This is a genomic window from Streptomyces sp. NPDC047081 (assembly GCF_040643775.1).
Taxonomy (GTDB): Bacteria; Actinomycetota; Actinomycetes; order Streptomycetales; family Streptomycetaceae; genus Streptomyces.
In genome coordinates this window covers 174,804-200,463 of record NZ_JBEYUY010000017.1, presented here as the reverse complement: position 1 = coordinate 200,463, position 25,660 = coordinate 174,804, and the positions used below count along the sequence as shown (strand labels likewise).

The 25,660-nt window shown below is 72.3% G+C and carries 24 protein-coding genes; 16 read left to right on the top strand and 8 right to left on the bottom strand.

The window, feature by feature from the left end; all coding sequences use genetic code 11:
- Positions 1-124 precede the first annotated feature (124 nt).
- From ABZ848_RS29890 to ABZ848_RS29850, 9 genes are all read left to right on the top strand, one after another.
- Positions 125-883, top strand: coding sequence for a CBS domain-containing protein (locus ABZ848_RS29890; protein WP_360836928.1), 759 nt, complete (start codon positions 125-127; stop codon positions 881-883).
- A 44-nt stretch (positions 884-927) separates the two neighbouring features.
- Positions 928-1,350, top strand: a complete 423-nt coding sequence (locus ABZ848_RS29885; RefSeq protein ID WP_360836869.1) for an Hsp20/alpha crystallin family protein — start codon at positions 928-930, stop codon at positions 1,348-1,350.
- Between the two features lie 276 nt (positions 1,351-1,626).
- Positions 1,627-3,063, top strand: coding sequence for an MBL fold metallo-hydrolase (locus tag ABZ848_RS29880; protein ID WP_360836867.1), 1,437 nt, complete (start codon positions 1,627-1,629; stop codon positions 3,061-3,063).
- A 122-nt stretch (positions 3,064-3,185) separates the two neighbouring features.
- On the top strand, positions 3,186-4,256 hold the full coding sequence (locus ABZ848_RS29875; protein ID WP_360836865.1) for a zinc-dependent alcohol dehydrogenase family protein: 1,071 nt from the start codon (positions 3,186-3,188) through the stop codon (positions 4,254-4,256).
- 133 nt (positions 4,257-4,389) lie between these two features.
- Positions 4,390-5,265 (top strand): universal stress protein, encoded by an 876-nt coding sequence (locus ABZ848_RS29870; RefSeq protein ID WP_360836864.1) that lies wholly within the window; start codon positions 4,390-4,392, stop codon positions 5,263-5,265.
- Between the two features lie 3 nt (positions 5,266-5,268).
- Complete coding sequence (locus ABZ848_RS29865) at positions 5,269-6,042, top strand: HAD-IA family hydrolase (protein WP_360836862.1); 774 nt, start codon at positions 5,269-5,271, stop codon at positions 6,040-6,042.
- Positions 6,039-8,408, top strand: a complete 2,370-nt coding sequence (locus ABZ848_RS29860) for a glycosyl hydrolase family 65 protein (RefSeq protein WP_360836860.1) — start codon at positions 6,039-6,041, stop codon at positions 8,406-8,408. The genes ABZ848_RS29865 and ABZ848_RS29860 overlap by 4 nt, the downstream gene beginning before the upstream one ends.
- 129 nt (positions 8,409-8,537) lie before the next feature.
- Positions 8,538-8,789, top strand: a complete 252-nt coding sequence (locus tag ABZ848_RS29855; protein ID WP_360836858.1) for an SHOCT domain-containing protein — start codon at positions 8,538-8,540, stop codon at positions 8,787-8,789.
- A gap of 42 nt (positions 8,790-8,831) precedes the next feature.
- The gene (locus ABZ848_RS29850; protein WP_360836856.1) at positions 8,832-9,809 is read left to right on the top strand and encodes a nitroreductase family protein; all 978 of its coding nucleotides are present in this window, start codon (positions 8,832-8,834) and stop codon (positions 9,807-9,809) included.
- Between the two features lie 12 nt (positions 9,810-9,821).
- Here the strand turns inward: ABZ848_RS29850 and ABZ848_RS29845 are convergent, their stop codons facing one another.
- The 3 genes from ABZ848_RS29845 to ABZ848_RS29835 all read right to left on the bottom strand — a co-directional run bounded on the left by ABZ848_RS29845 (position 9,822) and on the right by ABZ848_RS29835 (position 11,806).
- On the bottom strand, positions 9,822-10,523 hold the full coding sequence (locus ABZ848_RS29845; RefSeq protein ID WP_360836854.1) for a response regulator transcription factor: 702 nt from the start codon (positions 10,521-10,523) through the stop codon (positions 9,822-9,824).
- A gap of 135 nt (positions 10,524-10,658) precedes the next feature.
- Positions 10,659-11,285 (bottom strand): CBS domain-containing protein, encoded by a 627-nt coding sequence (locus ABZ848_RS29840; protein WP_360836926.1) that lies wholly within the window; start codon positions 11,283-11,285, stop codon positions 10,659-10,661.
- Positions 11,286-11,341: 56 nt separating this feature from the next.
- Complete coding sequence (locus ABZ848_RS29835; RefSeq protein ID WP_360836853.1) at positions 11,342-11,806, bottom strand: cyclic nucleotide-binding domain-containing protein; 465 nt, start codon at positions 11,804-11,806, stop codon at positions 11,342-11,344.
- Between the two features lie 199 nt (positions 11,807-12,005).
- Between ABZ848_RS29835 and ABZ848_RS29830 the strand changes: the two genes are divergently transcribed.
- Positions 12,006-12,221 (top strand): hypothetical protein, encoded by a 216-nt coding sequence (locus ABZ848_RS29830; protein WP_360836852.1) that lies wholly within the window; start codon positions 12,006-12,008, stop codon positions 12,219-12,221.
- A 5-nt stretch (positions 12,222-12,226) separates the two neighbouring features.
- On the opposite strand, the gene sulP is transcribed toward ABZ848_RS29830, so the two are convergent.
- On the bottom strand, positions 12,227-13,921 hold the full coding sequence (gene sulP, locus ABZ848_RS29825; protein WP_360836850.1) for a sulfate permease: 1,695 nt from the start codon (positions 13,919-13,921) through the stop codon (positions 12,227-12,229).
- A gap of 163 nt (positions 13,922-14,084) precedes the next feature.
- On the opposite strand from sulP, the gene ABZ848_RS29820 reads away from it, so the two are divergent.
- Genes ABZ848_RS29820 through ABZ848_RS29810 form a run of 3 tightly spaced genes read left to right on the top strand, consistent with a single transcriptional unit; the run spans position 14,085 to position 16,925 of the window.
- Positions 14,085-14,990 (top strand): universal stress protein, encoded by a 906-nt coding sequence (locus ABZ848_RS29820; protein WP_360836848.1) that lies wholly within the window; start codon positions 14,085-14,087, stop codon positions 14,988-14,990.
- 25 nt (positions 14,991-15,015) lie between these two features.
- Entirely contained in the window at positions 15,016-16,038 is a 1,023-nt protein-coding gene (adhP, locus tag ABZ848_RS29815; RefSeq protein WP_360836846.1) for an alcohol dehydrogenase AdhP, read from the top strand.
- Between the two features lie 5 nt (positions 16,039-16,043).
- Entirely contained in the window at positions 16,044-16,925 is an 882-nt protein-coding gene (locus ABZ848_RS29810) for a universal stress protein (RefSeq protein WP_360836844.1), read from the top strand.
- 5 nt (positions 16,926-16,930) lie between these two features.
- Here the strand turns inward: ABZ848_RS29810 and ppk2 are convergent, their stop codons facing one another.
- Positions 16,931-17,734 carry a polyphosphate kinase 2 gene (gene ppk2, locus ABZ848_RS29805; RefSeq protein ID WP_360836843.1) on the bottom strand — a complete coding sequence of 268 codons (804 nt, stop codon included), beginning with the start codon at positions 17,732-17,734 and terminating at the stop codon, positions 16,931-16,933.
- Positions 17,735-17,785: 51 nt separating this feature from the next.
- On the opposite strand from ppk2, the gene ABZ848_RS29800 reads away from it, so the two are divergent.
- The 3 genes from ABZ848_RS29800 to ABZ848_RS29790 all read left to right on the top strand — a co-directional run bounded on the left by ABZ848_RS29800 (position 17,786) and on the right by ABZ848_RS29790 (position 21,507).
- Positions 17,786-20,167, top strand: a complete 2,382-nt coding sequence (locus tag ABZ848_RS29800) for a phosphoketolase family protein (protein WP_360836841.1) — start codon at positions 17,786-17,788, stop codon at positions 20,165-20,167.
- 168 nt (positions 20,168-20,335) lie between these two features.
- Positions 20,336-20,800 carry a cyclic nucleotide-binding domain-containing protein gene (locus tag ABZ848_RS29795; protein ID WP_360836840.1) on the top strand — a complete coding sequence of 155 codons (465 nt, stop codon included), beginning with the start codon at positions 20,336-20,338 and terminating at the stop codon, positions 20,798-20,800.
- A gap of 107 nt (positions 20,801-20,907) precedes the next feature.
- On the top strand, positions 20,908-21,507 hold the full coding sequence (locus tag ABZ848_RS29790; protein WP_360836838.1) for a hypothetical protein: 600 nt from the start codon (positions 20,908-20,910) through the stop codon (positions 21,505-21,507).
- A 19-nt stretch (positions 21,508-21,526) separates the two neighbouring features.
- Here ABZ848_RS29790 and ABZ848_RS29785 read toward each other — a convergent pair whose 3' ends face one another.
- From ABZ848_RS29785 to ABZ848_RS29775, 3 genes are read right to left on the bottom strand one after another with little or no spacing between them, the layout of a single operon-like run.
- Positions 21,527-22,183: an NAD-binding protein gene (locus tag ABZ848_RS29785; protein WP_360836836.1), complete on the bottom strand. Its 657-nt coding sequence runs from the start codon at positions 22,181-22,183 to the stop codon at positions 21,527-21,529.
- The gene (locus ABZ848_RS29780) at positions 22,180-22,839 is read right to left on the bottom strand and encodes a TrkA family potassium uptake protein (RefSeq protein WP_360836835.1); all 660 of its coding nucleotides are present in this window, start codon (positions 22,837-22,839) and stop codon (positions 22,180-22,182) included. The genes ABZ848_RS29785 and ABZ848_RS29780 overlap by 4 nt, the downstream gene beginning before the upstream one ends.
- A complete protein-coding gene (locus ABZ848_RS29775) occupies positions 22,836-25,625 on the bottom strand; it encodes a cation-transporting P-type ATPase (RefSeq protein WP_360836833.1) in 2,790 nt (929 codons plus the stop codon). Before ABZ848_RS29775 ends, ABZ848_RS29780 begins: the two co-directional genes overlap by 4 nt.
- Positions 25,626-25,660: the final 35 nt, after the last annotated feature.

Here is a 25,660-nt window from a genome sequence, read left to right as displayed (position 1 = left end):
GGAAAGGTCGACCGGGACCCCGGTAGCGGGCCGTTCGGCCCATGGCGGCGGCGTGCGGGCGACCGACGCTGAAGGTGGCGCGCGGCACGCGCGCGCCGTGCGCCACGAGCACCGGGAGGACGCCATGCACGGCACTCCGCACACCGTGAGCGATGTGATGACCCGCACGGTCGTCGCCCTCGGCCGCCGGGCGACGTTCAAGGAGATCGTGAAGACCATGCAGGACTGGAAGGTCAGCGCCATGCCCGTGGTGGAGGGCGGGACCAGGGTCGTCGGGATCGTCTCCGAGGCCGATCTGCTGCCCAAGGAGGAGTTCCGCGACGGCGACCCGGACCGGTACACCCAACTGCGCCGCCTGTCCGACCTGGTGAAGGCCGGTGCCGTGACCGCCGAGGAACTGATGACAGCGCCTGCCGTCACCGTCCCGGCCCACGCCTCCCTTGCTCAGGCCGCCCGGACCATGGCGCTGCACAAGGTGAAGCGGCTGCCCGTCGTCGGCGAGGACGACGTACTGGTGGGCATTGTCAGCAGGTCCGATCTGCTCACGGTCTTCCTCCGCGACGACGAGGACATCGCCGAGGAGGTACGGCGCGAGGTCGTCGCCGAGCTGTTCCCCGCCCCGGCCGGACCGGTCCGGGTCGAGGTCCGCGACGGCGTCGTGCGGCTCACCGGAAGGATCGCGGACACGGCCCTGGTGCCTGTTGCCGCACGTCTGGCGCGCGCGGTGGAGGGGGTCGTGGACGTGGAGTGCGCGCTCCTGGGGCCGCCCCGACGTCCGGCCCTCGAACCGGACCTCACGGAGCTGCCGGACCGCGAAACCACCGCGCCGCCAGGGCCGTCGGGGTCCGGTACGGGCCCGGTCGGCTCAGGCGCGCACCCATGACGGCGCGGGACGCTGGAAGCGGCGAAGAAGAGAAGGAGGGAGACATGACCGGCATGATCGAACGGCTGCCGGGCTGGCCGACCCTGCCCGACCTGTTCGGCTGGGTCGAGTCGGGCTTCCCCGGAGCGCACACGGTCCCGGGCCTGCACGGCATCCGCATCGAGGAGTTCCTGGCGGACGAGAAGTACGTGCTGCGGGCAGAGCTCCCGGGCATCGACCCCGCCAAGGAAGTCGAGATCACCGTCACAGCGGGCGTTCTGACCCTGCGGGCAGAGCGCAGTGAGGAGACGACGCAGAAGCACCGCACGGAGTTCCGTTACGGCACCTTCGCCCGCTCCGTCCGGCTGCCGGCCGGGGCCAAGGGTGAGGAGGCCACTGCCGACTACAAGGACGGCGTCCTGACCGTCACGATCCCGGTGCCCGAGATGAAGACGGGCACGAAGACCATCCCGGTGCGGCAGGGCTGAGCGTGGGTGGGCGCTCGGTCGCAACCGCGGTGCGCGGCCGGTCCGCCGGCCGCGCACCTTTCGTCCGACCGGTCCGGCAACGCGTCTGGGCAGCAAGGACGGGAAGGGCTCCACCCGCTTCTCGCGGATCCTGATTGCGCGGTGCGCGACCGCCGGCCGCTTCCCCGCGTCTTTCACGGGCCCTTCCCGTCACCTCCAGCACACCACCCGGACAACGCACGCACCAGGGCCACTCGGCCCCGATTCCCGGCCCGGGGCAGTGAGGAGAAGGACGACATGACCGAGCACGAACCGCGCCCGAACGACACCTCACAACTCCGCTCCCGGCCCGCACTGCTGACCTTCCTGGGCGGCGTGGGAACGGTCACCGGCAGCAAGTTCCTCGTCGAGAGCGACCACGCCCGCATCCTCGTGGACTGCGGTCTCTTCCAGGGCCTGGCCGACCTGCGCAGGCGGAACTGGCGCGGCCTGCCCTGCGACGCCGAGGACATCGAGGCGGTGGTCGTCACCCACGCGCACCTCGACCACTGCGGGTACTTGCCGCGGCTGGTGCGCCAAGGATTCCGGGGGCCGGTCGTGACGACCGAGCACACCGCCCGGCTGATGGAGATCGTCCTGCGGGACAGCGCCAGGCTGCAGATCGAGGCGGCCCGGCACGCCAACGAACACGGCTGGTCCAAGCACCGGCCCGCGCAACCGCTGTACGACGAGTCGGACGTGGACCGCGCTCTGGAGCTCGTCGCCCCCATCCCCGTGGGCAAGCCCGCCGACATCGCCGACGGGACCACCCTGACCCTGCACCCCGCCGGCCACATCCTCGGCTCGGCCTGGGCCCGGCTCACCCTGGAGGACGGGCACACCCTCGCCGTCAGCGGAGACCTGGGCCGCCCCGGCCACCCGCTGCTGCGCCCGGCGGAACCCTTCCTCGGGGCGGACGTGCTGCTGATGGAGTCGACGTACGGCAACCGGCGCCACGAGGAACAGGCGGGCCGCACCAACTTCGCGGACGTCCTGACCCGGACCCTGGCCCGCGGCGGCACCGTCGTGATCCCCGCGTTCGCCCTCGACCGCACCGAGGTCGTCCTGCACGAGCTGGCGGAGCTGCGCCGTGCGGGCCGGCTGCCGGCCGGTGTGCCGGTGTACGTCGACAGCCCGATGGCCCTGGCCGCCCTCGACGTCTACCGCGACGCGGTCCGCGCCGGGTCCCCGGAGCTGCGGCCCGAGGTCACGGTCGCGGGCAGCGCCGCACTGAGCCCCGAACCGTTCGTGACGGCGCGCTCCGTCCAGGAATCGGTCGACATCGGGAAGGCCGGGGGACCGGCCGTCATCGTCTCCGCGTCCGGCATGGCGACCGGCGGCCGGGTCCTGCACCATCTCAGGCGTCTGCTGCCGGACCCGCGCAACGCCGTCGTCGTGGTGGGTTTCGCGGCCAAGGGGACCCGCGCCCGCGACCTCGTCGAGGGGGCCAAGGCCCTGAAGATGTTCGGCGAGTACGTGCCGGTGCGGGCGCAGATCGCCGACGTACCGCACTTCTCGGCACACGCCGACGCGGCGCAGATCATCGACTGGCTGCGCGGCGCCGCCGCCCCGCACGCCACCTACCTGGTGCACGGCGAGCCCGACGCGGCCGAGGCACTGCGCGACCGCATCGACCGGACCCTCGGCTGGACCGCCGTGGTGCCGCGGTCCGGGGAGCGTGTGCTCGTGCGGTGACCGGTGCGCCCCCGCGCCCGCACCACCGCCTCCCCCAGGGGCCGACCGGCCCATGCGGAACCGCCGCGTCCCGGCCAAGCTGGATGTGCGGGAGCAATTCCGGCGAGAGGGTGAGGTCGGACATGAAAGGCTACGTTTTCCACGGTCCGGGCCAAGCCGCCTGGGAAGAGGTCGCGGACCCGGGCATCCAGGAGCCCACCGACGCGATCGTCAGGGTCGACGCCGTCACCATCTGCGGAACGGACCTGCACATCCTCAAGGGCGACGTGCCCGAGGTGCGCCCGGGTACGGTGCTCGGGCACGAGGCGGTCGGTGAGATCGTCGAGACCGGCGGCGATGTGCGCACGCTGCGACCCGGGGACCGGGTCCTGGTCTCCTGCATCAGCGCCTGCGGACGCTGCCGCTACTGCCGGGAGGCCATGTACGGCCAGTGCCTGGGCGGTGGCGGGTGGATCCTCGGTCACCTGATCGACGGCACCCAGGCCGAATACGTCCGGGTTCCGTACGCCGACCTCTCCGTACACGCGCTGCCCGGCGCGGTTCGGAACGAGGAGGCCGTACTGCTCGCCGACATCTTCCCGACGGCGTACGAGGTGGGCGTGCTCAACGGGCACGTGCGCCCCGGAGACACCGTCGCCGTCGTCGGGGCCGGTCCCATCGGCCTGGCCGCGATCGCCACGGCCCGGCTGTTCGCCCCCGAGCGCATCGTCGCCGTGGACCTGGCCGCGTCCCGCCTGGAGGCGGCGAGGAAGCTGGGCGCGGAGGCGGTGGCCGACGCGAGCGAGGGGCCGGAACAGCTGATCGCCGACCTCACCGACGGGCTCGGGGCCGACGTGGTCATCGAGGCGGTCGGCGTGCCGGAGAGCTTCGAACTGTGCACGCGCATGGTGCGGCCAGGCGGGCACGTGGCCAACGTCGGCGTGCACGGCAAGCCGGCGACTCTGCACCTCGAAGACCTGTGGATCAAGAACATCACGATCACCACGGGCCTGGTCGACACCCACTCCACCCCCACCCTGCTGCGGATGACGGCGGCGGGCCGCCTGCCGACCGCGCAGCTGGTCACCCACGGCTTCCCGATCGACAGCATGGAGGAGGCGTACGAGGTCTTCGCGCACGCGGGCGAGACCGGCGCCCTCAAAGTCGTGCTCGGCGGGCCACGGCGCGAGATCGTCCCGGTGCCCACGGCATGACGGCGAGGCCGGGGGCCGAGCGGCCCTCGACCGGGGCCGAACCACCCCTGCCCGAACCTGACCCGCGATGACACGGTGAAGGTGGGGTTCTGTGCCGAACTCCCGCGCGGACCGACGAAAGGCGGTGGGGAAGATGGAGCTGCCCTTGGTCGTGGGCGTCGACGGATCGGACGGGAGTCTCACGGCGGTCGACTGGGCCGTGGACGAAGCAGCCCGGCACGGTCTGCCGTTGCGGCTGGTGTACGCCTCGCTGTGGGAGCGCTACGAGGGAGGCGTGCCCTCCGACAGCCTCGAGCGTCCCTCCGAACGCGTCATGGCGGAACACGTCGTCGCCTCCGCCGTGGAGCGCGCCCGGCGGCACAACGCCGAGGTGAAGGTGACCGCCGAGGTGATTCCCGAGGACGCGGTCTCGGCGCTCCTGGACGAGGGCCGCAACGCCTCCTTCCTGGTGACCGGTTCTCGTGGCCGGGGCGAGCTGGCCGGTCTGCTGCTCGGTTCGGTCGGACTGGCCGTGGCGTCCCGGGCGCACGGTCCGGTGGTGGTCGTCCGCGGCGACAAGGCCGCGCTGGCGGGCGCCCATGAACGCATCCTGCTCGGCGCCGGGGAGCCGGCGACCGGCGGTGAGGCGGTGCGGTTCGCCTTCCGGGAGGCCGAGACACGCGGATGCACCCTGGACGTGGTGCGTGCCTGGCGCTGCCCGGCGCACGAGAGCGCGGACGACCCCCGGCTGGCCCAGGACCCGGCGCACCGCCACGAGCAGCGCGCGTCCGAACTGCTCGACCGCCTGCTGGAGGAGGCCGTCCTGGACCACCCAGGTGTCCGGGTGCGCAGCGTCACCGTCGAGGGCCCGGCCCGCAGGGTGCTGCTGAACCGCTCCGCCGCCGCGGACCTGCTGATCGTCGGAGCGCAGCGCCGCAAGGGCCACATCGGTCTCCAGCTCGGCCGCGTGGCGCACACACTGCTGCACCACGCCGACTGCCCGGTGGCGATCGTGCCGCAACAGGCGTGACCCGTGCGCGGCCACCACGTCCATGCGACGCCCCGCGACACGCTCGCACCGGTGCTGCGGGACGTCGGAGCCGTCGTCTTCGACACCGACGGCGTCATCACCGACTCGGCCCGTGTGCACGCGGCGGCGTGGAAGACGGCCTTCGATGCCTTCCTAGCCGCCAACCCGCCTCGGGACCCGGCCCAGCGACGCCCGTTCGACGCCCAGGACGACTACCTGCGGTACGTGGACGGCAAGTCACGGCTGGACGGTGCCACGGCCTTTCTCCGGGCCCGTGGCGTGGATGCGCCGGAGGAGACGGGGCGAGTCGTTGCCGCGGAGAAGGAACGCCTGTTCACCGAGGGGTTGCGTGCGCACGGCGTCGACGCGTACCCCGGAACGGTCCGGCTGGTGCATGCCCTGCGTCGCGCCGGAACACCCCGTGCCGCGGCCTCGGCCTCCCGCCACGCGGGTGAACTCCTCGAGCGGGCCGGGGTGCTGGGCCTGTTCGACGTGCTCGTGGACGGCGGGGAGGCGGCCCGCATGGGCCTGCCGGGCAAGCCACGGCCCGACCTCTTCCTGGAGGCGGTCCGCCGACTCGGCGTCCCCGCTGCACGCGCCGCCGTCGCGGAGGACGCACTGGCGGGTGTGGAGGCAGGCCGCCGAGGCGGATTCGCCCTGGTGATCGGTGTGGACCGGACGGCCGGAGCGGAAACCCGGGCGCGGCTGCTGCGGCACGGCGCCGACATCGTCGTATCGGACCTGGGAGAACTGGTCGGGCAAGGAGAGCCGAAGTGACGGGCTGGACCTGGGAGTACGAGGGCTACGAACCCGCCGACGTGCGCCTGCGGGAGGCGCTGTGCACCTTGGGCAACGGCTGCTTCGCCACGCGCGGGGCGCTGCCCGAGTGCACCGCCGACGAGGTGCACTACCCGGGCACCTATGTGGCGGGCTGCTACAACCGCCTGGCCTCCGACGTGGCCGGGCGACAGGTAGACAACGAGGACATGGTCAACCTGCCGAACTGGCTGCCGCTTCGCTTCCGCCTCCCCGGCGAACCGTGGCTCACCCCCGACACCGCGACCGTCATCGAGCACCGGGAGATCCTGCACCTGTCCTCGGGTCTCCTGGAGCGCCTGACGCGCTACGGCCTCGGCGAGGATCGGGCGCTGACGGTCCGTCAGCAGCGGCTGGTCCACATGGCCGACCCTCATCTGGCCGCGCTCCGCACCGAGTTCACGGCCAAGGGCTTCGAGGGCCGGCTCGACGTCGAGGCGGCCCTCGACGGCTCCGTCACCAACACCGGCGTACCCCGCTACCGGGACCTGGACGGTCACCACCTCACCCACGTACACACCGGTACAGCGGCCCCGGACACCGTCTGGCTGCGCTGCCGCACCCGCACCTCGGACATCCGGATCGGCATGGCGGCCCGCCTGGCCGCCCCCGTTCCCGCGACGATCAGCCACGAAGAACCGCGCGCCGTACAGCGGTTGAGCCTGGAGCTGGAGGACGGGCGCACCCTCACCGTCGACAAGACCGTCGCCCTGCACACCTCGCGCGACCCGGCGATCAGCGACCCGCTGTTCGCCGCGGTCGACCGGGTGACCCGGGCGCCGGGCTTCGACGACCTCCTGGAGTCGCACCTCACGGCCTGGGACCAGCTGTGGCGCCGTGCCGACCTCGACGTCGACGGCGAGGCCGGCACCGTCCTGCGGCTGCACCTCTTCCACGTCCTGCAGACGCTCTCCCCGCACACCGCCGACCTCGACGTCGGCGTGCCCGCCCGTGGGCTGCACGGCGAGGCCTACCGCGGACATGTCTTCTGGGACGAGCTGTTCGTGCTGCCCTATCTCAACCTGCACTTCCCCGAGGTCTCCCGCGCCCTGCTCCGCTACCGCCACCGCCGCCTCGAACAGGCCTGCACCGCCGCCCGCGAGGCCGGCCGCCGAGGCGCCATGTACCCCTGGCAGAGCGGCAGCGACGGCCGTGAGGAGACCCAGCAGCTGCATCTCAACCCGCGCTCCGGACGCTGGCTGCCCGACCACTCCCGGCTCCAGCACCACGTCGGCTCGGCCATCGCGTACAACGTGTGGCAGTACTGCGAGGCGAGCGGCGACACCGAGTTCCGGCACACCAAGGGCGCCGAGATGCTGCTGCAGATCGCCCGCTTCTGGGCCGACTCCGCCGTCTACGACGAGACCCTGGGCCGCCATCGGATCAAGGGCGTCGTCGGCCCCGACGAGTATCACGACGCCTACCCCGGCGCGGAGCGGCCCGGCCTCGACGACAACGCGTACACGAACGTCACGGCCGCCTGGGTGCTCGCCCGCGCCCTGGAACTGCTGGAGTCGCTGCCCGAGCCGCGCCGGCGCGAACTCGTCGAGCGCATCGGCCTGGACGGCGGCGAACTCGAACAGTGGCAGGACGTCTCCCGCACCCTCCACGTGCCCTTCCACGAGGGTGTCATCAGCCAGTTCGAGGGCTACGGCGACCTCGCCGAGCTCGACTGGGACGGCTATCGCGAGCGGTACGGCGGCATCCGGCGGCTGGACCGGATCCTGGAGGCCGAGGGGGACACCGTCAACCGCTACCGGGCGTCCAAGCAGGCGGACGTCCTGATGCTCGGCTACCTCTTCGGACCCGCCGAACTGCAGGGCTTGTTCCGCCGGTTGGGGCTGCGGCTGGACGAGGACACCTGGCGGCGCACCGTCGACCACTACCTGCGGCGCACCAGCCACGGCTCCACGCTCAGCGGGCTGGTCCACGGCTGGGTGCTGGCCCGGGCCCGGCGGGCCGAGGCGTGGAGGTTCTGCCTGGAGGCCCTTCGGGGCGACGTCGCCGACGTCCAGGGCGGCACCACCGGCGAGGGCATCCACCTCGGCGCCATGGCCGGCACCCTCGACCTCGTCCAGCGCGGACTGACCGGCCTGGAGACGCGGGGCGGGGCGCTGTGGCTCGATCCCGTGCCGCTGCCGGAACTGTCCTCGTACGGCTTCGCGCTGCGCTACCAGGAGCACTGGGGCGTACGGCTGCGGCTGGAGCGCGGGCTGCTGGAGATCGCGGTGCCGGCGTCCGACGGCTCGCCGATCGACATCCGCCTGCCCGACCGTGCGGTCTGCCTGAAACCGGGGGACACAGGCCGGCTGGTCCTGGGGGAGTGACGGCCGAGGGGCCGCATGGACCCGGACCGAGACCGGACGGCCCCTGCCCGCCGGATTCCGCGAGTGTGACGCTGGCCGTGTACGCCCGAGTGAGAGGAAGCGGACCTGATGTACTGGAATGGTCATGACATGAACGGCTGGGGCTGGTTCACGATGTCCATCGGCACGGTCCTGCTGTGGGCTCTGCTCATCGGCGCGGGAGTGCTGCTCTTCCGGGCCCTGAACCGCACCCCACCGCCCCCGCACAGCCTCACTCCGCCCCCCGCCACCTCCGAGCGGCTGCTGGCCGAACGCTTCGCACGCGGGGAGATCGACGAGGAGCAGTACCGCCGGAGCCTGGCCGTGCTGCGCGAGAACGGCCCCACACTCACCAAACACTGACCGGCAGCTTTCGCGCCGCCCGTCCGAGGGGAGGTGCGCCCCATGTCGGCGCAACCGCTCGACACGACGAACGTGAGGGACCTGGTGAGTGCCGCCACGGCCGCCCCCTCACTGCACAACGCGCAACCGTGGCGCTTCTGCCTTCAACGCGCGAGCGGCACCCTCGAACTCCGTGCCGACCTCGGACGGGCCATGCCGCACACGGACCCCGACAACCGCGCCCTCCACCTCGGCTGCGGCGCGGCACTGTTCAACCTCCGGGTGGCCGCGGCCCACAGCGCCCTGCACACGGACACGGTGCTGCTTCCCGACCCGGCCGACCGCGACCTGCTCGCCGTCGTGCACCTCACCGGCGCCGACCGTCCGGACGAGGACCTCGCGGCGCTGTTCCCGGCCATCTCCCGCCGGCACACCAGCCGCCACCCCTTCCAGGACCGGCCCGTCCCACACGCCGTTCAGGACGCGCTGAGCGACGCCGCCCGGCTGGAGGGGGCGCGGCTCGTCTTCCCGAGCAAGTGGCACGTGGAGGCCCTGGTGGAGCACGTCCGTGACGTCGAGGGACGAGACAGCGCGGAACCCGAACGGCTGGCGGACGTGCAGCGGTGGACGCGGATCGGGGCGGAGGCCGCCGACGGGATCCCCGAGCGGGCCTTCGGGCCTACCAGGCAGGGCGGGCGGGCTCCGGTCCGCGACTTCGCCGGACGGCGTGCCGTGCCCGGCCGTGCGGCGGCCGTCTTCGAGACCACCCCGCAGCTGGCCCTGCTCGGCACCGGCCAGGACCGCCCGGACGACTGGCTGCGCGCCGGACAGGCACTGGAGCGGGTCCTGCTGCTGGCCACCCGCGAGGGACTGGCCACGTCCCTCACCTCCCACTCCCTGGAACACCAGGACCTGCGCGAACTGGCCCGCGATCCTCGGTCGGCGCTGGGCTTCGTGCACATGGTGCTGCGCCTCGGATACGGCCCCGCGGGGACCGCAACCCCGCGCCGTCCCGTGGACGAGGTGTTCGAGATCCGCTGAACGGCCCGGACGTCAGCGAGCCGGGCGGGCCTCCGGTTCGGGCTGCTCCAGGTGCGTGGCCAGCACCGCGGCCTGCACGCGGCGCTGCACGCCCAGCTTGGCCAGCAGCCGGGAGATGTGGTTCTTGACGGTCTTCTCCGACAGATACAGCCGCTTGCCGATCTCGCGGTTGGTCAGGCCGTCCCCGATCAGCGCGAGGATCTCCCGCTCGCGCGGGGACAGGCCCGCGAGCTCCGGCGCCACCTCCGGGGCCTCGGCGGGTTCGGCGCGCAGCGAACGCATCAGCCGGGCCGTCGTCGCCGGGTCCAGCATCGACTGGCCCGAGGCGACCGTGCGCACCGCCGAGACCAGGTCCGAGCCCCGGATCTGCTTGAGCACATACCCGGAGGCCCCGGCCATGATCGCGTCGAGCAGCGCGTCCTCGTCGTCGAACGACGTCAGCATCAGCACGGCCAGCTCGGGCATACGGTCGCGCAGCTCGCGGCAGACGGAGATGCCGTTCCCGTCGGGCAGGCGTACGTCAAGGACGGCCACGTGCGGCCGGACCGCGGGCGCGCGGACGAGGGCGTGCTCGACGTTCTCGGCGTCGCCGACGACGGAGATGTCCGGCTCGGCGTCCAGCAGATCCGCAAGCCCCCGTCGGACCACCTCGTGGTCGTCGAGCAGGAAGACGCGGATCGGATCCTGCGCCGTGAAGGTGCGTTTCTCGGTCATGTCGGCCTCTTGTTCCCCGGGAGAGTGACGCACGGACTGCGGGCCGTCCGTCATGAGGATCATCACCCGGTGGGACCGGACGCACTAGGGCCGACCGGCCCCACTCGTCGTGACGGTACCCGCGAGGGCCGCCTTTCAGTCGCCGGTACGCTCCGGCCCGTCGAGTGCGAACTGCACGTCCACGACGCCCTCGACCGCCCGCACCAGCCGTGCGGCCACGGGCACGAGCGAGGTGTCGTGGACCCTGCCGCCGAGGGTCACCACCCCGTCCCGGACCTCGACCAGGACCGTCGACGCCGGGGCGGGGAACAGGTACGAGACGGTCTCCCGCCGTACCTCCTCGGCGATGTCCTCGTCGTCCCGCAGGAACACCTTGAGCAGGTCCGCGCGGCTGACGATGCCCTCCAGCCGCCCGTCCGCGTCGACGACGGGCAGCCGCTTGACCCGCGCCCGCGCCATCTCCCGCGCCGCCTGCGCCAGCGTGGCGTCCGCAGGGACGGTGAGGGCGGGGGAGGTCATCAGCTCGCCCGCGGTGACCGAGCCGGCCTTGGCGAGGTCGGACAGCCTGCGCAACTGCGTGTACCGGTCGGGGTCGCTGTCCCGGAACTCCTCCTTGGGCAGCAGGTCCGCCTCCGACACCACCCCCACGACCCGGTCCCCGCCGTCCACCACGGGCACCGCGCTGACCTTGCGGTCCTGCATGGTGCGCACGATGTCCTTGAAGGCGGCACCACGGCCGACGGCGGCGACGGAACGGGTCATCACGTCGCTCACGATGTGCACGGACGCGTGCGTGACGCGTCCCGGATCGCTCTGGTTCACCGCGCACTCCCGCTGCCGTAGGGGGCGTACAGGTCCAGCAGCCGGACCCGGGCCGCCTGCAGCCGGTGGGCGACGACCCTGCCGACCCACTGCGCCACGGTCCGGCCGAACGCCGGGTCCTCCTCGCAGACCGTCCGCACGGTGGTGGCATCGAACTCGTACGCACGCACCGGCGAGGAGGTCTCGGCGCCGAGCTGCCAGGTGTAGGGGGCGTACAGCCAGGACCAGCCGACGAGCTCGTTGTGCCCGAGGGACTCGATGACGGCGGCCCGGCGGCCGGGGACCCGCATGTCGAGGTCGACCGTGCCGGTGCGGATGATCCAGAACCGGTCGGCGCGACCGCCCTCCTCGAAGAGCCGGGAGCCCTCGGGGAACGACACCTCCCTGGCGAGTCGCATGAGCCGCTGCCGGTGCTCGGCGGGCAGTGCCCGCGGCAGGCTCGTGGTGGCGGGAGCGTTCATGGGGTGCCTCCAGTAAGGCGTACGGAGCTACCACTGCCAGCGTGGGGCCGCGTGGCGCCCGGTACCAGGGGCCACCCGGCCCCAGGAACGGGCCGCCCGGCGGGCCGGGCCACCCCAGTGGCACCCTGTGCCACCCGGCGTCCGGCGGTTCGATGGTGGTGAGAGAGCCACTCCGCGCAGCGGAAAGGGGAGGCACACCATGGGTACCAGCCTGACGCCGGAGTTCTGGCGGCAGTTCGCCGTCCTCCTGGTGATCGCCATGACGGTCACCTTCGTGCTCAGCGCGACGCTCGACGCGCTGTACCTGCGGTCGCGGCAGCGCCGCGCCGCCCGGCGGGCATCGGGCCCCGGGACGACCGGGACGACGATCCCCGGTCCGCGGCAGCCGTCCGGCCGCCCGCTCGTGAAGAGCTGACGCGGCTAGCCCTTGCGGCTCCACTTGCGGTACGCGGCCACCGCGGTCGGCAGGGTGGGAAAGATCAGGTCCCTGCCCACCGCTTCGGCCAGTCCGTACGCCTCCAGATCGTCCAGCAGGTCCTGTTTCACCCGGGCGAGGGCGAACACGACGCCACGGCCGGTGAGCTCCCGCCGCAGGTCGTCGACCGCGTCCAGGGCGGTGATGTCCACCTCCACGTTCGCCTCGGTGTTGAGGACGAACCAGCGGACCGGTCCGGTCTGTTCGTCCACCGCGGCCAGGGCGCGGCGGTGGAAGTCCTGGGCGTTGGCGAAGAACAGCGGCGAGTCGTAGCGGTACACCAGCAGGCCGGGGATCGTGCGGGCCTGCGGGTAGTCGTCCACGTCGTGCATGCCGGCCACCCCGGGCACCAGCCCCTCGACGGCGTCGTGGGGCCGGGCGACCCGGCTGAGCAACTCGGCCACGGACATGCCGACGGCGACCAGCACCCCGTACAGGATGTCCAGCGCGAGCACTCCGGCCAGACAGCCGAGCGCGAGCAGCAGTTCGCGTCTGCGGAAGGACGCCAGGCGGCGGAAGCCCGCGAGGTCGATCATGCGGACCGCCGCGTACACGACGAGCGCGCCCAGTACGGCCGACGGGGTGCGGGTCAGCAGCGGGCTGAGGAAGAGCAGTACGGCGAGCACCGCCGCACCCGTGACCAGGGAGTACACCTGGCTGCGCGCGCCGGCCGAGGAGGCCAGTGCGGTGCGGCTGGCGCTGCTGCTCACCGGGAAGCCGTGCAGACAGCCCGCCCCCAGGTTGGCCGCACCCAGTGCCAGGAACTCCTGGTTGGCGTCGAGCGGCGGGCCGTCCTCGCCGCCGGTGAAGGCGCGCGCGGTGAGGATGAAGTCCGTGTAGGCGACGAGCAGGATGCCGAGCGCGGGCAGCACCAGATGAGGCAACTCGGTGAGGTCCGGCAGCGCGACGGAGGGCAGTCCGGCCGGGACCTCGCCGATCACCTTGACGCCGAACCTCTCGTCGAGGTCGAAGACGGCCACCGCCGCTGTGCTCAGGACGACCGCCAGCAGGGGGCCGGGCACCGCACGGCTCAGCCGCGCCACCGTGAACAGCAGGGCGAGCACGATGGCGGAGAACAGCACCGTGGCCAGGTGCGCCTGCCCCAGATGCCGTACGAAGGACCACAGTTGGGGGAAGAACTCCGAACCGGTCGTCTCCACGCCCGTCAGTTTCGGCAGCTGGTCCACGATCATGATCAGCGCGACGCCCGCCAGATAGCCGATCAGGACCGGGCGGGAGAGCAGGTCGGCGAGGAAGCCCAGGCGCAGCGCCCAGGCCGCCAGGCACAGGAGGCCGACCGTGAGCGCGAGGGTGGCGGCCAGGGTGGCGTAACGGGCGGGATCGGCTCCGGCGAGCGGGCCCACCACGGTCGCCGTCATCAGCGCCGTGGTCGACTCGGGGCCGACGGAGAGCAGCCGCGAGGAGCCGAGCAGCGAGTACACCGCGAGGGCGGGCAGGATCGCCCACAGACCGGCGACCGGTGGCAGTCCGGCCACACCCGCGTACGCCATCACCTGCGGCACCAGATAGGCGGCCACCGTCAGACCGGCCAGCGCGTCGCCGCGCAGCCAGGACCGGCGGTAACCGGTCAGAACGGTGATCCCGGGCACCGTACGGCTCCACCACGACGCGTGGGACATGCATCTCCTCTCACCGGCTGCCTCAAGAATCCATCCCGGCTGCCTGCACTGCGAGAGAACGGCTGTGTTGGGCCGGTCGGTCCAGGCGGGGGACATGCGGCCCCTGCAGCACGGCCGTTCGAGGACCGACGCTGGAAGCAGATCACGATCAGGAGGCGGAATCATGATGCGCACCGTTGTCGCAGGTCTGGACGGCTCGGCCGAGAGCCGCGCCGCGGTGGAGTGGGCGGCCCGCGAGGCGCAGTTGCGTGACCTGCCGCTGAACATCGTCCACGTGTGGGAGCCCGTCCCGCAGCCCGTGGCGCAGGCCCCGCTGCTCGGCGCGGAGACACAGCAGCACTGGACCGAGCGCATTCCGCGCGAGACCGCCGAGGGCGTCCGGCTGCGTCACCCCGGCCTCGAAGTGACCATGGAACAGTCGAGCGGGCGGCCCGCCGACGTGCTGGCCGAGGTGGGACGGGACGCCGAACTGCTGGTCCTCGGCTCCCGTGGGCTGAGCGGCATCGGCGGATTCCTCGTCGGATCCGTCGGCCTGGCCACCATCGCGCACGCCGAACGCCCCGTGGTGCTGGTGCGGGCCGGGGAACAGGCCGCCGACGAGCACGAGCCGGACCCGGTGGGCATCCCGTCCGCCGCCACCCCGTACCGTCCCGTCCTGCTCGGCCTCGACCCCGCCGCCCCCGACGCGTCCGTGATCGAGTTCGCCTTCGACGCGGCCGCCCGGCGGAACACCGTCCTGCGGGTCCTGTACGGCTGGAACCTGCCGCCGTACTACACCTACGGCCTGTCCGCCGACGCGGACTACCACAACGAGATCGCCCGGCAGCAGTCGGCCGCTCTGGCCGAGGCCCTGCTTCCCTGGCGCCGGAAGTACGCGGACGTGGAAGTGGTGGAGGAGTCCCGGGCCGGCAGCGCGGCGAACCACCTGGTCGACGTCTCCTCGGGGGCCTCGCTGGTCGTCGTCGGCCGTCGAGTCCGCCGCAGCCCGGTCGGCTTCCACATCGGCCCCGTCACCCACGCCGTTCTGCACCACGCCGCCGCACCTGTCGCGGTCGTCGCCCACAACTGACACCGAACCCCGAGGAGTTGAACTCATGAAGGCAGCGGTCGTACGAGCGTTCGGCGAGCCCCTGGTCATCGAGGAGCGCCCCGACCCCGAGCCCGGACCCGGCCAGGTCCGCATCCGTGTGGAGGCCTCCGGGCTGTGCCACACCGACATCCACGCCGCCCACGGCGACTGGCCCGTCAAGCCCAACCCCCCCTTCGTCCCCGGCCACGAGGGCGTCGGCCTCGTCGAGAAGCTCGGCGCCGGCGTCACCCACCTGAGCGTGGGCGACCGGGTCGCAGTGCCGTGGCTGGGCAGGGCCTGCGGACGGTGCGAGCACTGCCTGTCCGGCTGGGAGACACTGTGCCAGCAGCAGATCAACACCGGTTACGGCTGTGACGGCGGGTACGCCGAGAAGATGCTGGCCTGGGCCGACTTCGCCCAGCCCGTGCCCGAGGGCGTCAGCGCCGTCGAGGCCGCCCCGCTGACCTGCGCCGGCGTCACCACGTACAAGGCGCTCAAGGTCGCGGACGTCAGGCCGGCCCAGCTCGTGGCCATCTCCGGCGTCGGCGGACTCGGTCACCTGGCCGTGCAGTACGCGAAGATCGCCGGAGCCACCGTCGCCGCGATCGACGTCACCGACGAGAAGCTCGAACTGGCCCGGGAACTCGGCGCCGACATCACCATCGACGCCCGCAAGGAGAACGTCGGCGAGGTCCTCAAGGGACACGGCGGCGCCCACGCGGCGATCGCCCTGGCCGTGAACGAGGCCGCGTTCGCCGCCGTCAACTCCGGCCTGCGGCGCGGCGGCAAGCTCGTCATGGTCGCCCTGCCGGCGCACGGCACGATCGAGGTCCCGATCTTCGACACGGTCCTGAACGGCACTTCGGTGATCGGCTCCATCGTCGGCACCCGGCAGGACCTCGCCGAGGTCTTCCGGCTGCACGCGGCCGGCCGTACCAAGGTCATCTGCGAGACCCGCCCGCTGGCCTCCGTCAACGAGTCCATCGACGAGGTGCTGCGCGGCCAGGTCAAGGCCCGGATCGTGTTCGACCTCGGCGCGGGACGGTGAGCACGATGGACCTGCCCCTGGTCGTGGGCGTGGACGGTTCCGAACCGAGCCTGCGGGCCGTGGACTGGGCGGCCGACGAGGCCGCGCTGCGCGGGACCGGGCTGCGGGTGGTGTACGCCTCGCTGTGGGAGCGCTACGAGGGCGGCTCGCTCTCGGAGGACCTCGGCAAGCCGGCCGAGGAGGTGCTCGCCGAGGACGTCGTCGAGAGCGCCGCCCGGCGGGCCCGGGAGCGCCACCCGGACCTGAAGGTGACCCCGGTGGTGCTGCCGGAGGAGCCGGAGTACGCCCTGGTGCACGAGGGGCGGCAGGCCTCCGCGGTGGTCATGGGCAGCCGGGGCCGCAGCGGCATCGCCGAGTTCCTGCTCGGCTCCGTCAGCCTCACCGTCGCCGCGCAGGCCGACTGCCCGGTGATCGTGCTGCGCGGCAGTCAGGACAAGCAGGCGGTGCCCGGCACCCATGGACGGGTCGTCCTGGGCGTGGGGGAGGACGGCGCCGAGTCGCCGGCCGTGCGCTTCGCCGTCGGCGAGGCGCGCCTGCGCGGGGTGCCCCTGGAGGCCGTACGGGCCTGGCGGTGCCCCGCGCACGAGACCACCGACCACCCACTGATGGCCGGTGAGCCCGCGCGACTGCACGAGCAGCGCGCGGTGGAGGCCCTGGAGGGGGCGCTGCACGACGTCCCGCCGGACGCCGATGTACGCCACCGCACCGTCGAGGGCCACGCCCGCCGGGTACTGGCCGACCTCTCACGCGACGCCGATCTCCTGGTCGTGGGCGCCAAGCGCCGGGAGGGGCACTTCGGGCTCCAGCTCGGCCGGGTCGCCCACGCGGTGCTGCACCACTCCGCCTGCCCGGTCGCCGTCGTACCGAGCCCGGTGCGACCGAAGTGACCGGCCTACAGGCTCGCCGCGTGATCGGGGACGTATGTCTGCAGATCACGCGGCGGGCGCTGGTAGCCGGTCGACGCCGGACGCTCCGGCAGCTCCAGCACCGGCGGCGGAACCTCGCGATAGGGCAGGGAGCCCAGCAGGTGGGCGATCATGTCCAGCCGTGCCCGGCGCTTGTCGTCGCTCTCCACCACGAACCACGGCGCCTCGCTGATGTCCGTGTGCACCAGCATCTCGTCCTTGGCCCGGGAGTACGCCTCCCAACGCGTGATCGACTCCAGGTCCATCGGCGACAGCTTCCAGCGCCGCACCGGATCGTCCAGCCGGCGCCGGAAGCGCTCCTGCTGCTCGGTGTCGCTCACCGAGAACCAGTACTTGCGCAGCAGGATCCGGTCCTCCACCAGCATCCGCTCGAAGATGGGGCATTGCCGCAGGAAGAGCTGGTACTCCTCCTTGGTGCAGAAGCCCATCACATGCTCCACCCCGGCCCGGTTGTACCAGGACCGGTCGAACAGCACGATCTCCCCGGCGGCCGGCAGATGCTCCACGTACCGCTGGAAGTACCACTGGGTGCGCTCGCGCTCGGTCGGCTTGGGCAGCGCCGCGATGCGCGCCACGCGCGGGTTCAGATGCTCCGCCACCCGCTTGATGGTGCCGCCCTTGCCCGCCGCGTCCCGCCCCTCGAAGATGACGACAAGGCGGGCGCCCTCGGCGCGCACCCACTCCTGAAGCTTCACCAGCTCCGTCTGCAGCCGCAGCAGTTCCTTCTCGTACGTCTTGCGCGGCAGCGTCGCCGCCTTCTTGCCGGCCATGCCGCCTCCACCACCCGCTGAGCCACGTCGATGACTTCCGGAGTCAATCCCATGCCCAAGGTCGAACACCAGAACGCCACCGTACTTTCCGACGAGGAACTGCGCACCCTGGACATGCACTGGAGGGCCGCCAACTACCTGTCCGCCGGGCAGATCTACCTGATGGCCAACCCCCTGCTGCGCGAACCCCTGAAGCCGGAACACATCAAACCGCGGCTGCTGGGCCACTGGGGCACCTCACCCGGCCTGAACCTCGTCTACACCCACCTCAACCGGGTCATCAAGGCCCGCGGCATCGACGCCCTGTGCATCTGGGGCCCCGGCCACGGCGGACCGTCGGTGGTGGCCAACTCCTGGCTGGAGGGTACTTATAGCCAGACCTATCCCGACGTCGGCCGGGACGAGGCCGGCATGGGGCGCCTGTTCCGGCAGTTCTCCTTCCCCGGCGGAGTGCCGAGCCACGTGGCACCGGAGACCCCCGGCTCCATCCACGAGGGCGGCGAGCTGGGCTACTCGCTCTCGCACGCCTACGGCGCGGCCCTCGACAACCCGGACCTGCTGGTCGCCTGCGTGGTCGGCGACGGTGAGGCGGAGACCGGGCCGCTGGCCGCGTCCTGGCACTCCAACAAGTTCCTCGACCCCGTCCACGACGGCGCCGTCCTGCCGATCCTCCACCTCAACGGCTACAAGATCGCCAACCCGACCGTGCTCTCCCGCCTCCCCGAGCACGAGCTCGACGAGCTGCTGCGCGGCTACGGACACTCGCCCATCCACGTCACCGGCGACGACCCGGCCACCGTCCACCGCGCGATGGCCGAGGCCATGGACACCGCCCTGGAGCGCATCGCGCTGCTCCAGCAGTCGGCCCGCGAGGAAGGTGTGGCGGAGCGCGCGCACTGGCCCGTCATCGTCCTGCGCACCCCCAAGGGCTGGACCGGCCCCGCCGAGGTCGACGGTGTTCCGGTCGAGGGCACCTGGCGCGCCCACCAGGTCCCGCTGGCCGGTGTCCGCGAGAACCCGGACCACCTGCGGCAGTTGGAGCAGTGGCTGCGCTCCTACCGCCCCGAGGAGCTCTTCGACGCCGACGGCCGGCCCGTCGCCGACGCCCTCGCCTGCGTCCCCGAGGGCGCGCACCGCCTCGGTGCCACCCCACACGCCAACGGCGGCCTGCTCGTACGGGATCTGCCCATCCCGTCCCTCGACGACTTCGCCGTACCCGTCGACAAGCCGGGCAGCACCCTCCACGAGCCCACCCGCGTCCTCGGCGACCTCCTCGAAAAGGTCATGGAGGACACCTCGGCGCGCCGCGACTTCCGCGTCGTGGGCCCCGACGAGACCGCCTCCAACCGGCTCCAGGCCGTCTTCGACGCCAGCGGCAAGGCCTGGCAGGCCCAGCACCTCCCGGTCGACGAACACCTCGACCGGCACGGGCGTGTGATGGAGATCCTCTCCGAACACACCTGCCAGGGTTGGCTGGAGGGCTATCTCCTCACCGGCAGGCACGGACTGTTCTCCTGCTACGAGGCCTTCGTGCACATCGTCGACTCGATGGTCAACCAGCACATCAAGTGGCTGCGCACCTCACGGCAGTTGCCGTGGCGCGCCCCGATCGCCTCCCTCAACTACCTGCTCACCTCGCACGTGTGGCGCCAGGACCACAACGGCTTCTCCCATCAGGACCCCGGCTTCGTCGACCACGTCCTCAACAAGAGCCCCGAGGTCGTACGGGTCTACCTGCCGCCGGACGCCAACACGCTGCTGTCGGTCGCCGACCACGCACTGCGCAGCCGGGACTACGTCAACGTCATCGTGGCCGGCAAGCAGCCCTGCTTCGACTGGCTGTCGATGGACCAGGCCCGCGCCCACTGCGCGCGCGGAGCCGGCATCTGGGAGTGGGCCGGCACCGAGAACGGCGGCGAGCCCGACGTGGTCCTCGCCTGCGCGGGCGACGTACCCACCCAGGAGGTCCTGGCCGCCGCCCAGTTGCTGCGCCGCCACCTGCCCGAACTCGCGGTCCGTGTGGTCAACGTCGTCGACATGGCCCGGCTGATGCCGCGCGAGGAACACCCGCACGGCATGAGCGACTTCGAGTACGACGGCCTGTTCACCCAGGACAAGCCGGTGATCTTCGCCTACCACGGCTACCCCTGGCTGATCCACCGCCTCGCCTACCGGCGCACCGGCCACAGGAACCTGCACGTGCGCGGCTACAAGGAATCCGGCACCACGACCACGCCGTTCGACATGGTCGTCCGCAACGATCTGGACCGCTACCGGCTGGTCATGGACGTCATCGACCGGGTGCCCGGCCTCGCGGTGCGCGCCGCGGCCGTACGCCAGCGCATGGAGGACGCGCGCCAGCGCCACCACGACTGGATCCGCGAGCACGGCACCGACCTGCCGGAGGTCGCGGACTGGACCTGGAACGGCTGAGCGGACGGCGACGGGGCCGTCGGGGCGGGTCGCCGAAACCTGCCCCGACGGCCCTTCGACGGGGACCGGTCGGCCCATGTGCGCCCCGCCGCCGTGACCGACGCTGAAGGCAGGCGATGTCCACCGGTGACGACCCCGCGTCGGCCCGGCGCAGGAGGAGGCGCAGCCATGACCACCGCGACCACACCCCGCATGACCAGGAACCTCCCCGCCGTCTACCGGGGAAGGCTGATGAGCCTGGCACACGACGTGCGCTACCCGCCGCAGACCCGCCTGTTCAACGAGGGCGGCCGGGCGGACCACTTCTGGATCGTCGACGCGGGCGCCGTCGCGCTCGACATGCGCGTACCCGGACGCCGCGCGCCCGTGATCGACAGCGTGGGCGCCGGCGAGCTCCTCGGCTGGTCCTGGCTGTACACGCCGCATACGTGGCAGTTCGGCGCCCGGACGGTGGGGCCGGTGCGGGCCCACGAGTTCGATGCCGCGGCCGTCCGGCGGATGTGCGAGGACGACCCCGAGATGGGGCGTGCGATCGCCCTGTGGGTCGGCGAAGCCGTGGCCCGCAGGCTGAACGCGGCCCGGACCCGGCTGCTGGACCTGTACGCCCCCTACGGCAGCGGCGCCCGGGGCTGACCGGGTCCGTCACCCGGCCACCCGGCCCGGGATCCTGCCTGGTCGGCCTGTGCGCATCCGCCCGCGCACGTGAGACATTCGAGTGAGAGGCAAGGGGGTGTGACCCCATGACGCGGACGCGTGCCACCCGGGTGAAGAAGGTGCCGCTGTGGCGATGGCGGCACAATCCCCTGCGGCGCCGCAGCGACCGCGTGGAGGCCTGGATCGTTCTCGCCGCCTGGCTGGTGGCCCTGGTGGGCGGCCTGCTCGCCGGCCTGGCGGCGGATGCCGGCATGGCGGACAGCCTCGCCGCACGGCGCGCGTCGGTGCACTCCGTGTCGGCCGTACTCACCCGTGACGCGCCCCGGGGCCCGACCGTGACGACGGCCGGCGGCAGTGGCGACACGGTGTGGGCGAAGGTGCACTGGAGGGCCGCCGACGGATCCACGCACACGGGCATGGCGAGGGTCGCGACGGGGAGCGCGGCGGGAGCCTCGGTCACGGTGTGGGTCGACAACCACGAGCGCTTGGTGACCAGTCCCCCCAGCCCCCTGGAGGCGAGGCTGCAGTCGGCGCTCGCCGGTGTGCTGGTCGTGTTCGGCACCGCCGCAGCGGCCGCGGGCTGCGCCTGCCTGGCACGCTTCCGCCTGGACCGGCGGCGGATCCGGGCCTGGGAGGCGGAGTGGGAGCGGGTCGGTCCCCAGTGGCGCAAGAAGATGAACGGCTGACCCGGGCGGAAGAAGCCGCTCACTGGAAGATCGCGTGGACCTCGCCCTCCGTGGCGCTGTGCGAGACCACCAGGATCTCGTCGCCCTCCCGCAGCTCCAGCTCCGGCGTGGGGGCCAGTGGCTCTCCGGCGCGGACGACCGTGGCGATGACCAGTCCCGGCGGCACGGCCACCTCCGCCAGCGCGTGACCGGCGGCCTGGGAATGCGCGCCGATGGTCGTCTCGATCACGTTGACACCCGCCTTGCTCAACCGCAGCAGTGCCACCGTGTCGCTGGCACTGGTCGCCTCCTCGATGAGCGAGACGAGGGGCGCGGCGGCCGGTACGGCGGTGTCGACGCCCCAGTGGTGGGTGAACAGCCAGGCGTTCTCCTCGTCGTTGACGCGTGCGATGACCCGGGGAACCTTGAACTGGCGTTTGGCGAGCAGGCTGACGACCAGGTTGTCCTCGTCCTCGCCGGTGGCGGCCACCACCAGGTCGGCGGCGTGGGCGCCCGCGTCCTCCAGGACCGCGGGCTCGCAGGCGTCACCGATGCGCAGATCGGCGGGGACACGGCCCTGGAGCGCGGCGACCCGGTCGTCGTCCTGGTCCACGAGCGTGACCTGGTTGCGGGCGGCGCCGAGGACCTCGGCGATCTGGGTACCGAGGCGCCCGGCCCCGGCGACGATGACCTTCATGTGCCGAGCTCCTTGTCCAGGAAGCCGCGCAGCCGGCCGAGGGCGTCGGCGGCGACGGCGAACGTGATCAGGTCGTCCGCTTCCGCGGGCGTGTGGGCTGTGGGCAGGAACGACCGTCCGCCGCGGGTGACCTCGACGACCCGGATCTCGCCGTCGACCTCCAGATCGCCCATCCGCCGGCCGGTGAGGTAGGCGGGCAGCCGGGAGCGCAGCAGCATCGTCTCGCCGTTGCCGAAGTCCAGTTCCGGGGTGAGATGGCGGTGCAGCAGCATCTGGTGGAGCTGGTGCACCGTCCAGCGCACGCTGGCGATCGTCGGGATGCCGAGGTCGCGGTAGATGTCGGCGCGCCTCGGGTCGTAGATGCGGGCCAGCACGATCGGGACCCGGTAGGTCTCCTTCGCCGTGCGGGCGCTGACGATGTTGGTGTTGTCGCCGGAGGTGACGGCGACAAAGGCGTCGGCGAGTCCGATGCCCGCGGATTCGAGCAGCGTGCGGTTGAAGCCGTTGCCGTGCAGCACCTCTCCGCGGAAGCCGTCCGGCAGCAGCCGTCGGGTCCTGGGGTCGCGGTCGATGACGCGTACGTCGTGGCCTTCGTTGACCAGCTGGACGGCGAGCGCGGAACCGACCCGGCCGCAGCCCACCACGATGACCCTCATGGCGCAGCCTCCTTCTCTTCCGGGGCGGGGACCGGAGCACGGCGCACCCACCACTTGCGGGCCTCCTCCGCGCCCAGCAGCAGGGCGCCGAAGCCGACGAGGACGACCCAGTCCAGGGCCGACAGGGCCGCGGTGTTGAACACGTCCTGCAGCACCGGCACGTAGCTGATCGCGGCCATCAGGCCGATGCCGAAGCAGCCGGCCGCGATCAGCCGGGGGTTGGAGAACAGCCCGACGCCGAACACGCTCTGCCGGTCCGTGCGGACCGCCAGTGCGTTGAAGAACTGGCTCACCACGATCGCGGCCTGGGTGAGCGTGATGGCCTTGCGATAGGCGGGGTCGGAGGCGGTGAAGTCCTCGTACGGGATTCCGGAGCCGTGGATCTGCCAGAAGAACACCGCGCACACACCGATCGACTGGACGGCTCCCAGGAAGAGGAACCGGCGGACGAGTTCGGCGGAGAAGAGCCGTTCGCGGCGGGAGCGGGGCGGGCGGTCCATGGTGTCCGGCTCGGGCGGTTCGGCGCCCAGCGCCAGCGCGGGCAGTACGTCGGAGCCGAGGTCGATGGCGAGGATCTGCACGGCGGTCAGGGGCACCAGCGGGAAACCGGCGAACGCGGCCGCGAGGATCGGAGTGAGTTCGGCGATGTTGTGGCTGAACAGGTAGGCGAGGAACTTGCGGATGTTGCGGTAGACCGACCGGCCCAGTTCCACCGCCGCCGTGATGGAGGCGAACGAGTCGTCGAGGAGCACCATCTCGGACGCCTCGCGGGCGACGTCGGTGCCGGTGGCGCCCATGGACACGCCGATGTCGGCATGTTTGAGCGCGGGGGCGTCGTTGGCGCCGTCACCGGTGACCGCCACCACCTCGCCGCGTGCCTGGAGTGCGGCCACGACCCGCATCTTGTGCTCGGGGCTGACCCGGCACAGCAACAACTGCCCCGGCGCGGCGAGCAGCCGGTCGAGCGCCGCCGCGTCCAGGGAGTCCAGCTCGGGGCCGGTCACGACGGTGGGGGAGGGACCGGTCACTATGCCGACACGCCGGGCGATCGCCTCGGCCGTGAGGGGGTGGTCGCCGGTCAGCATCACGATCCGGATTCCGGCGCGGTGACAGGCCCGCACCGCCTCGGCGACCTCGGACCGGGGCGGGTCGAGCATGCCGATCAGACCGAGGAACGTCAGGCCCGACTCGGCCTGCTCCGCCGTGCGGGGGAGTTCCCCGACGGGACGCACGGCGACGCCCAGCACCCGCAGCCCCCGGCCGGCCATGGTGTCGTCGGCCGCGACGACCGCATCGCGGAGGCGGGTGTCGAGTTCCTGGTCGGTGCCGTCGAAGCGGATACGGGTGCACCGGGCCAGCACCTCCTGCGGGGCGCCCTTGACGCACAGGACGTCGCCGTCGGATGTCCGGTTGACCGTGCTCATCAGCTTGCGCACGGGGTCGAAGGGGAACTCGCCGACACGGGGTGACGCTTCCTTCTCCGCGGCCGTGTGCAGTCCCGTCTTGGCCGCCGCGACGAGGATCGCGCCCTCCGTGGTGTCGCCGAGCACCCGCCAGCCGTCGTCCTCCGCCGGAGGTACCAGCCGGGCATCCGTGCACAGCACCGCGCTGAGCAGCAGTTCGTGCAGGTCCTGTGGATCGGTCACCTCGCCGACGGGGGCGTATCCCACGCCGGACACCTCGTGCCAGCCGCCGCTCCAGATCCGGGTGACCGTCATCTCGGCCTGGGTGAGGGTGCCGGTCTTGTCCGTGCACACGACGGTGGTGGAGCCCAGGGCCTCGACCGCCAGCAGCTTTTTGACCAGGGCCTGACGGCGGGCCATCCGCCGCACGCCGATGGCCAGCGACACCGACAGGGTCGCGGGCAGTCCTTCGGGCACCAGGGCGACCATCACCCCGAGCGCGAACACGAAGGCCGACACCAGCGGCTGGCCCGTCTGCAGGCGCAGCGCGAACATGCCCGCGCCGATCGCCACGGCCAGCGCTGCGACGCGCCGGGCCATGACGGCGACCTCGCGCTGCAGAGGTGTCTTCTGGCGGGGAGCCTCGTCGGTGAGCCGGAAGATCCTGCCGAACTCCGTCGCCGCGCCGGTGGCGTACACGATCGCCTTGCCCGATCCGGACACCACGGTCGTGCCCATGAAGACGCAGTTGCGGGACTCCAGGGCGGTGCCGGTGGCGGTCGGCTCGGCGACCCGGGCGACGGCCGAGCTCTCCCCGGTCAGCGGTGCGTTGTTCACGGACAAGCCGTGCGCCTCCACGACCCGGCAGTCCGCGGACACGGCGTCGCCGGCCTCCAGAGCCACGAGATCTCCCGGCACCAGGTCACCGGACGGCAGTTCCAGACGTTCGCCGTCCCGCAGTACCCGGCAGGTGTGCGGCACCATGGCCTGCAGCGTCTGGGCGGTGCGCTCGGCCGAGTACTCCTGGACGAAGCCGATCACCGCGTTCAGCACGACCACGCCCAGGATCGCGAAAGCGAGCTGGAGGTTGCCGACATCCCGTGGATCCTGCAGGGCGTAGGCGAGGAAGGTCAGTGCCGAGGCCGCGATCAGGACGAGGGCGAAGAGGTCGGTGAACTGGGCCAGGAAGTGCCGCCACACTCCCTTGCGGCGGGGGCGGGGCAGTTCATTGGGGCCGTATGTCTCCTGCCGTGTACGCGTCTCGTCGGCGGACAGTCCGTGTGGAGAACCGCCGATCGCCGCGAACACCTCGTCGGCGCGCAGCCGCTGGACCGGTGGCGCCGGCGCATCGGCCGGCGGGACCGCACCCCTGGCCGGTGGCATACGGCCGGTCGAAGCACTCGCTGTGAGATGACTCG

Bases quoted from the DNA above. Each gene is read 5' to 3' on its own strand.
- ABZ848_RS29890 (WP_360836928.1), top strand. From the start codon at position 125: ATGCACGGCACTCCGCACACCGTGAGCGATGTGATGACCCGCACGGTC.
- ABZ848_RS29885 (WP_360836869.1), top strand. From the start codon at position 928: ATGACCGGCATGATCGAACGGCTGCCGGGCTGGCCGACCCTGCCCGAC.
- ABZ848_RS29880 (WP_360836867.1), top strand. From the start codon at position 1,627: ATGACCGAGCACGAACCGCGCCCGAACGACACCTCACAACTCCGCTCC.
- ABZ848_RS29875 (WP_360836865.1), top strand. From the start codon at position 3,186: ATGAAAGGCTACGTTTTCCACGGTCCGGGCCAAGCCGCCTGGGAAGAG.
- ABZ848_RS29870 (WP_360836864.1), top strand. From the start codon at position 4,390: ATGGAGCTGCCCTTGGTCGTGGGCGTCGACGGATCGGACGGGAGTCTC.
- ABZ848_RS29855 (WP_360836858.1), top strand. From the start codon at position 8,538: ATGAACGGCTGGGGCTGGTTCACGATGTCCATCGGCACGGTCCTGCTG.
- ABZ848_RS29850 (WP_360836856.1), top strand. From the start codon at position 8,832: ATGTCGGCGCAACCGCTCGACACGACGAACGTGAGGGACCTGGTGAGT.
- ABZ848_RS29845 (WP_360836854.1), bottom strand. From the start codon at position 10,523: ATGACCGAGAAACGCACCTTCACGGCGCAGGATCCGATCCGCGTCTTC.
- ABZ848_RS29840 (WP_360836926.1), bottom strand. From the start codon at position 11,285: ATGACCCGTTCCGTCGCCGCCGTCGGCCGTGGTGCCGCCTTCAAGGAC.
- ABZ848_RS29835 (WP_360836853.1), bottom strand. From the start codon at position 11,806: ATGAACGCTCCCGCCACCACGAGCCTGCCGCGGGCACTGCCCGCCGAG.
- ABZ848_RS29830 (WP_360836852.1), top strand. From the start codon at position 12,006: ATGGGTACCAGCCTGACGCCGGAGTTCTGGCGGCAGTTCGCCGTCCTC.
- sulP (WP_360836850.1), bottom strand. From the start codon at position 13,921: ATGTCCCACGCGTCGTGGTGGAGCCGTACGGTGCCCGGGATCACCGTT.
- ABZ848_RS29820 (WP_360836848.1), top strand. From the start codon at position 14,085: ATGATGCGCACCGTTGTCGCAGGTCTGGACGGCTCGGCCGAGAGCCGC.
- adhP (WP_360836846.1), top strand. From the start codon at position 15,016: ATGAAGGCAGCGGTCGTACGAGCGTTCGGCGAGCCCCTGGTCATCGAG.
- ABZ848_RS29810 (WP_360836844.1), top strand. From the start codon at position 16,044: ATGGACCTGCCCCTGGTCGTGGGCGTGGACGGTTCCGAACCGAGCCTG.
- ppk2 (WP_360836843.1), bottom strand. From the start codon at position 17,734: ATGGCCGGCAAGAAGGCGGCGACGCTGCCGCGCAAGACGTACGAGAAG.
- ABZ848_RS29800 (WP_360836841.1), top strand. From the start codon at position 17,786: ATGCCCAAGGTCGAACACCAGAACGCCACCGTACTTTCCGACGAGGAA.
- ABZ848_RS29795 (WP_360836840.1), top strand. From the start codon at position 20,336: ATGACCACCGCGACCACACCCCGCATGACCAGGAACCTCCCCGCCGTC.
- ABZ848_RS29790 (WP_360836838.1), top strand. From the start codon at position 20,908: ATGACGCGGACGCGTGCCACCCGGGTGAAGAAGGTGCCGCTGTGGCGA.
- ABZ848_RS29785 (WP_360836836.1), bottom strand. From the start codon at position 22,183: ATGAAGGTCATCGTCGCCGGGGCCGGGCGCCTCGGTACCCAGATCGCC.
- ABZ848_RS29780 (WP_360836835.1), bottom strand. From the start codon at position 22,839: ATGAGGGTCATCGTGGTGGGCTGCGGCCGGGTCGGTTCCGCGCTCGCC.
- ABZ848_RS29775 (WP_360836833.1), bottom strand. From the start codon at position 25,625: ATGCCACCGGCCAGGGGTGCGGTCCCGCCGGCCGATGCGCCGGCGCCA.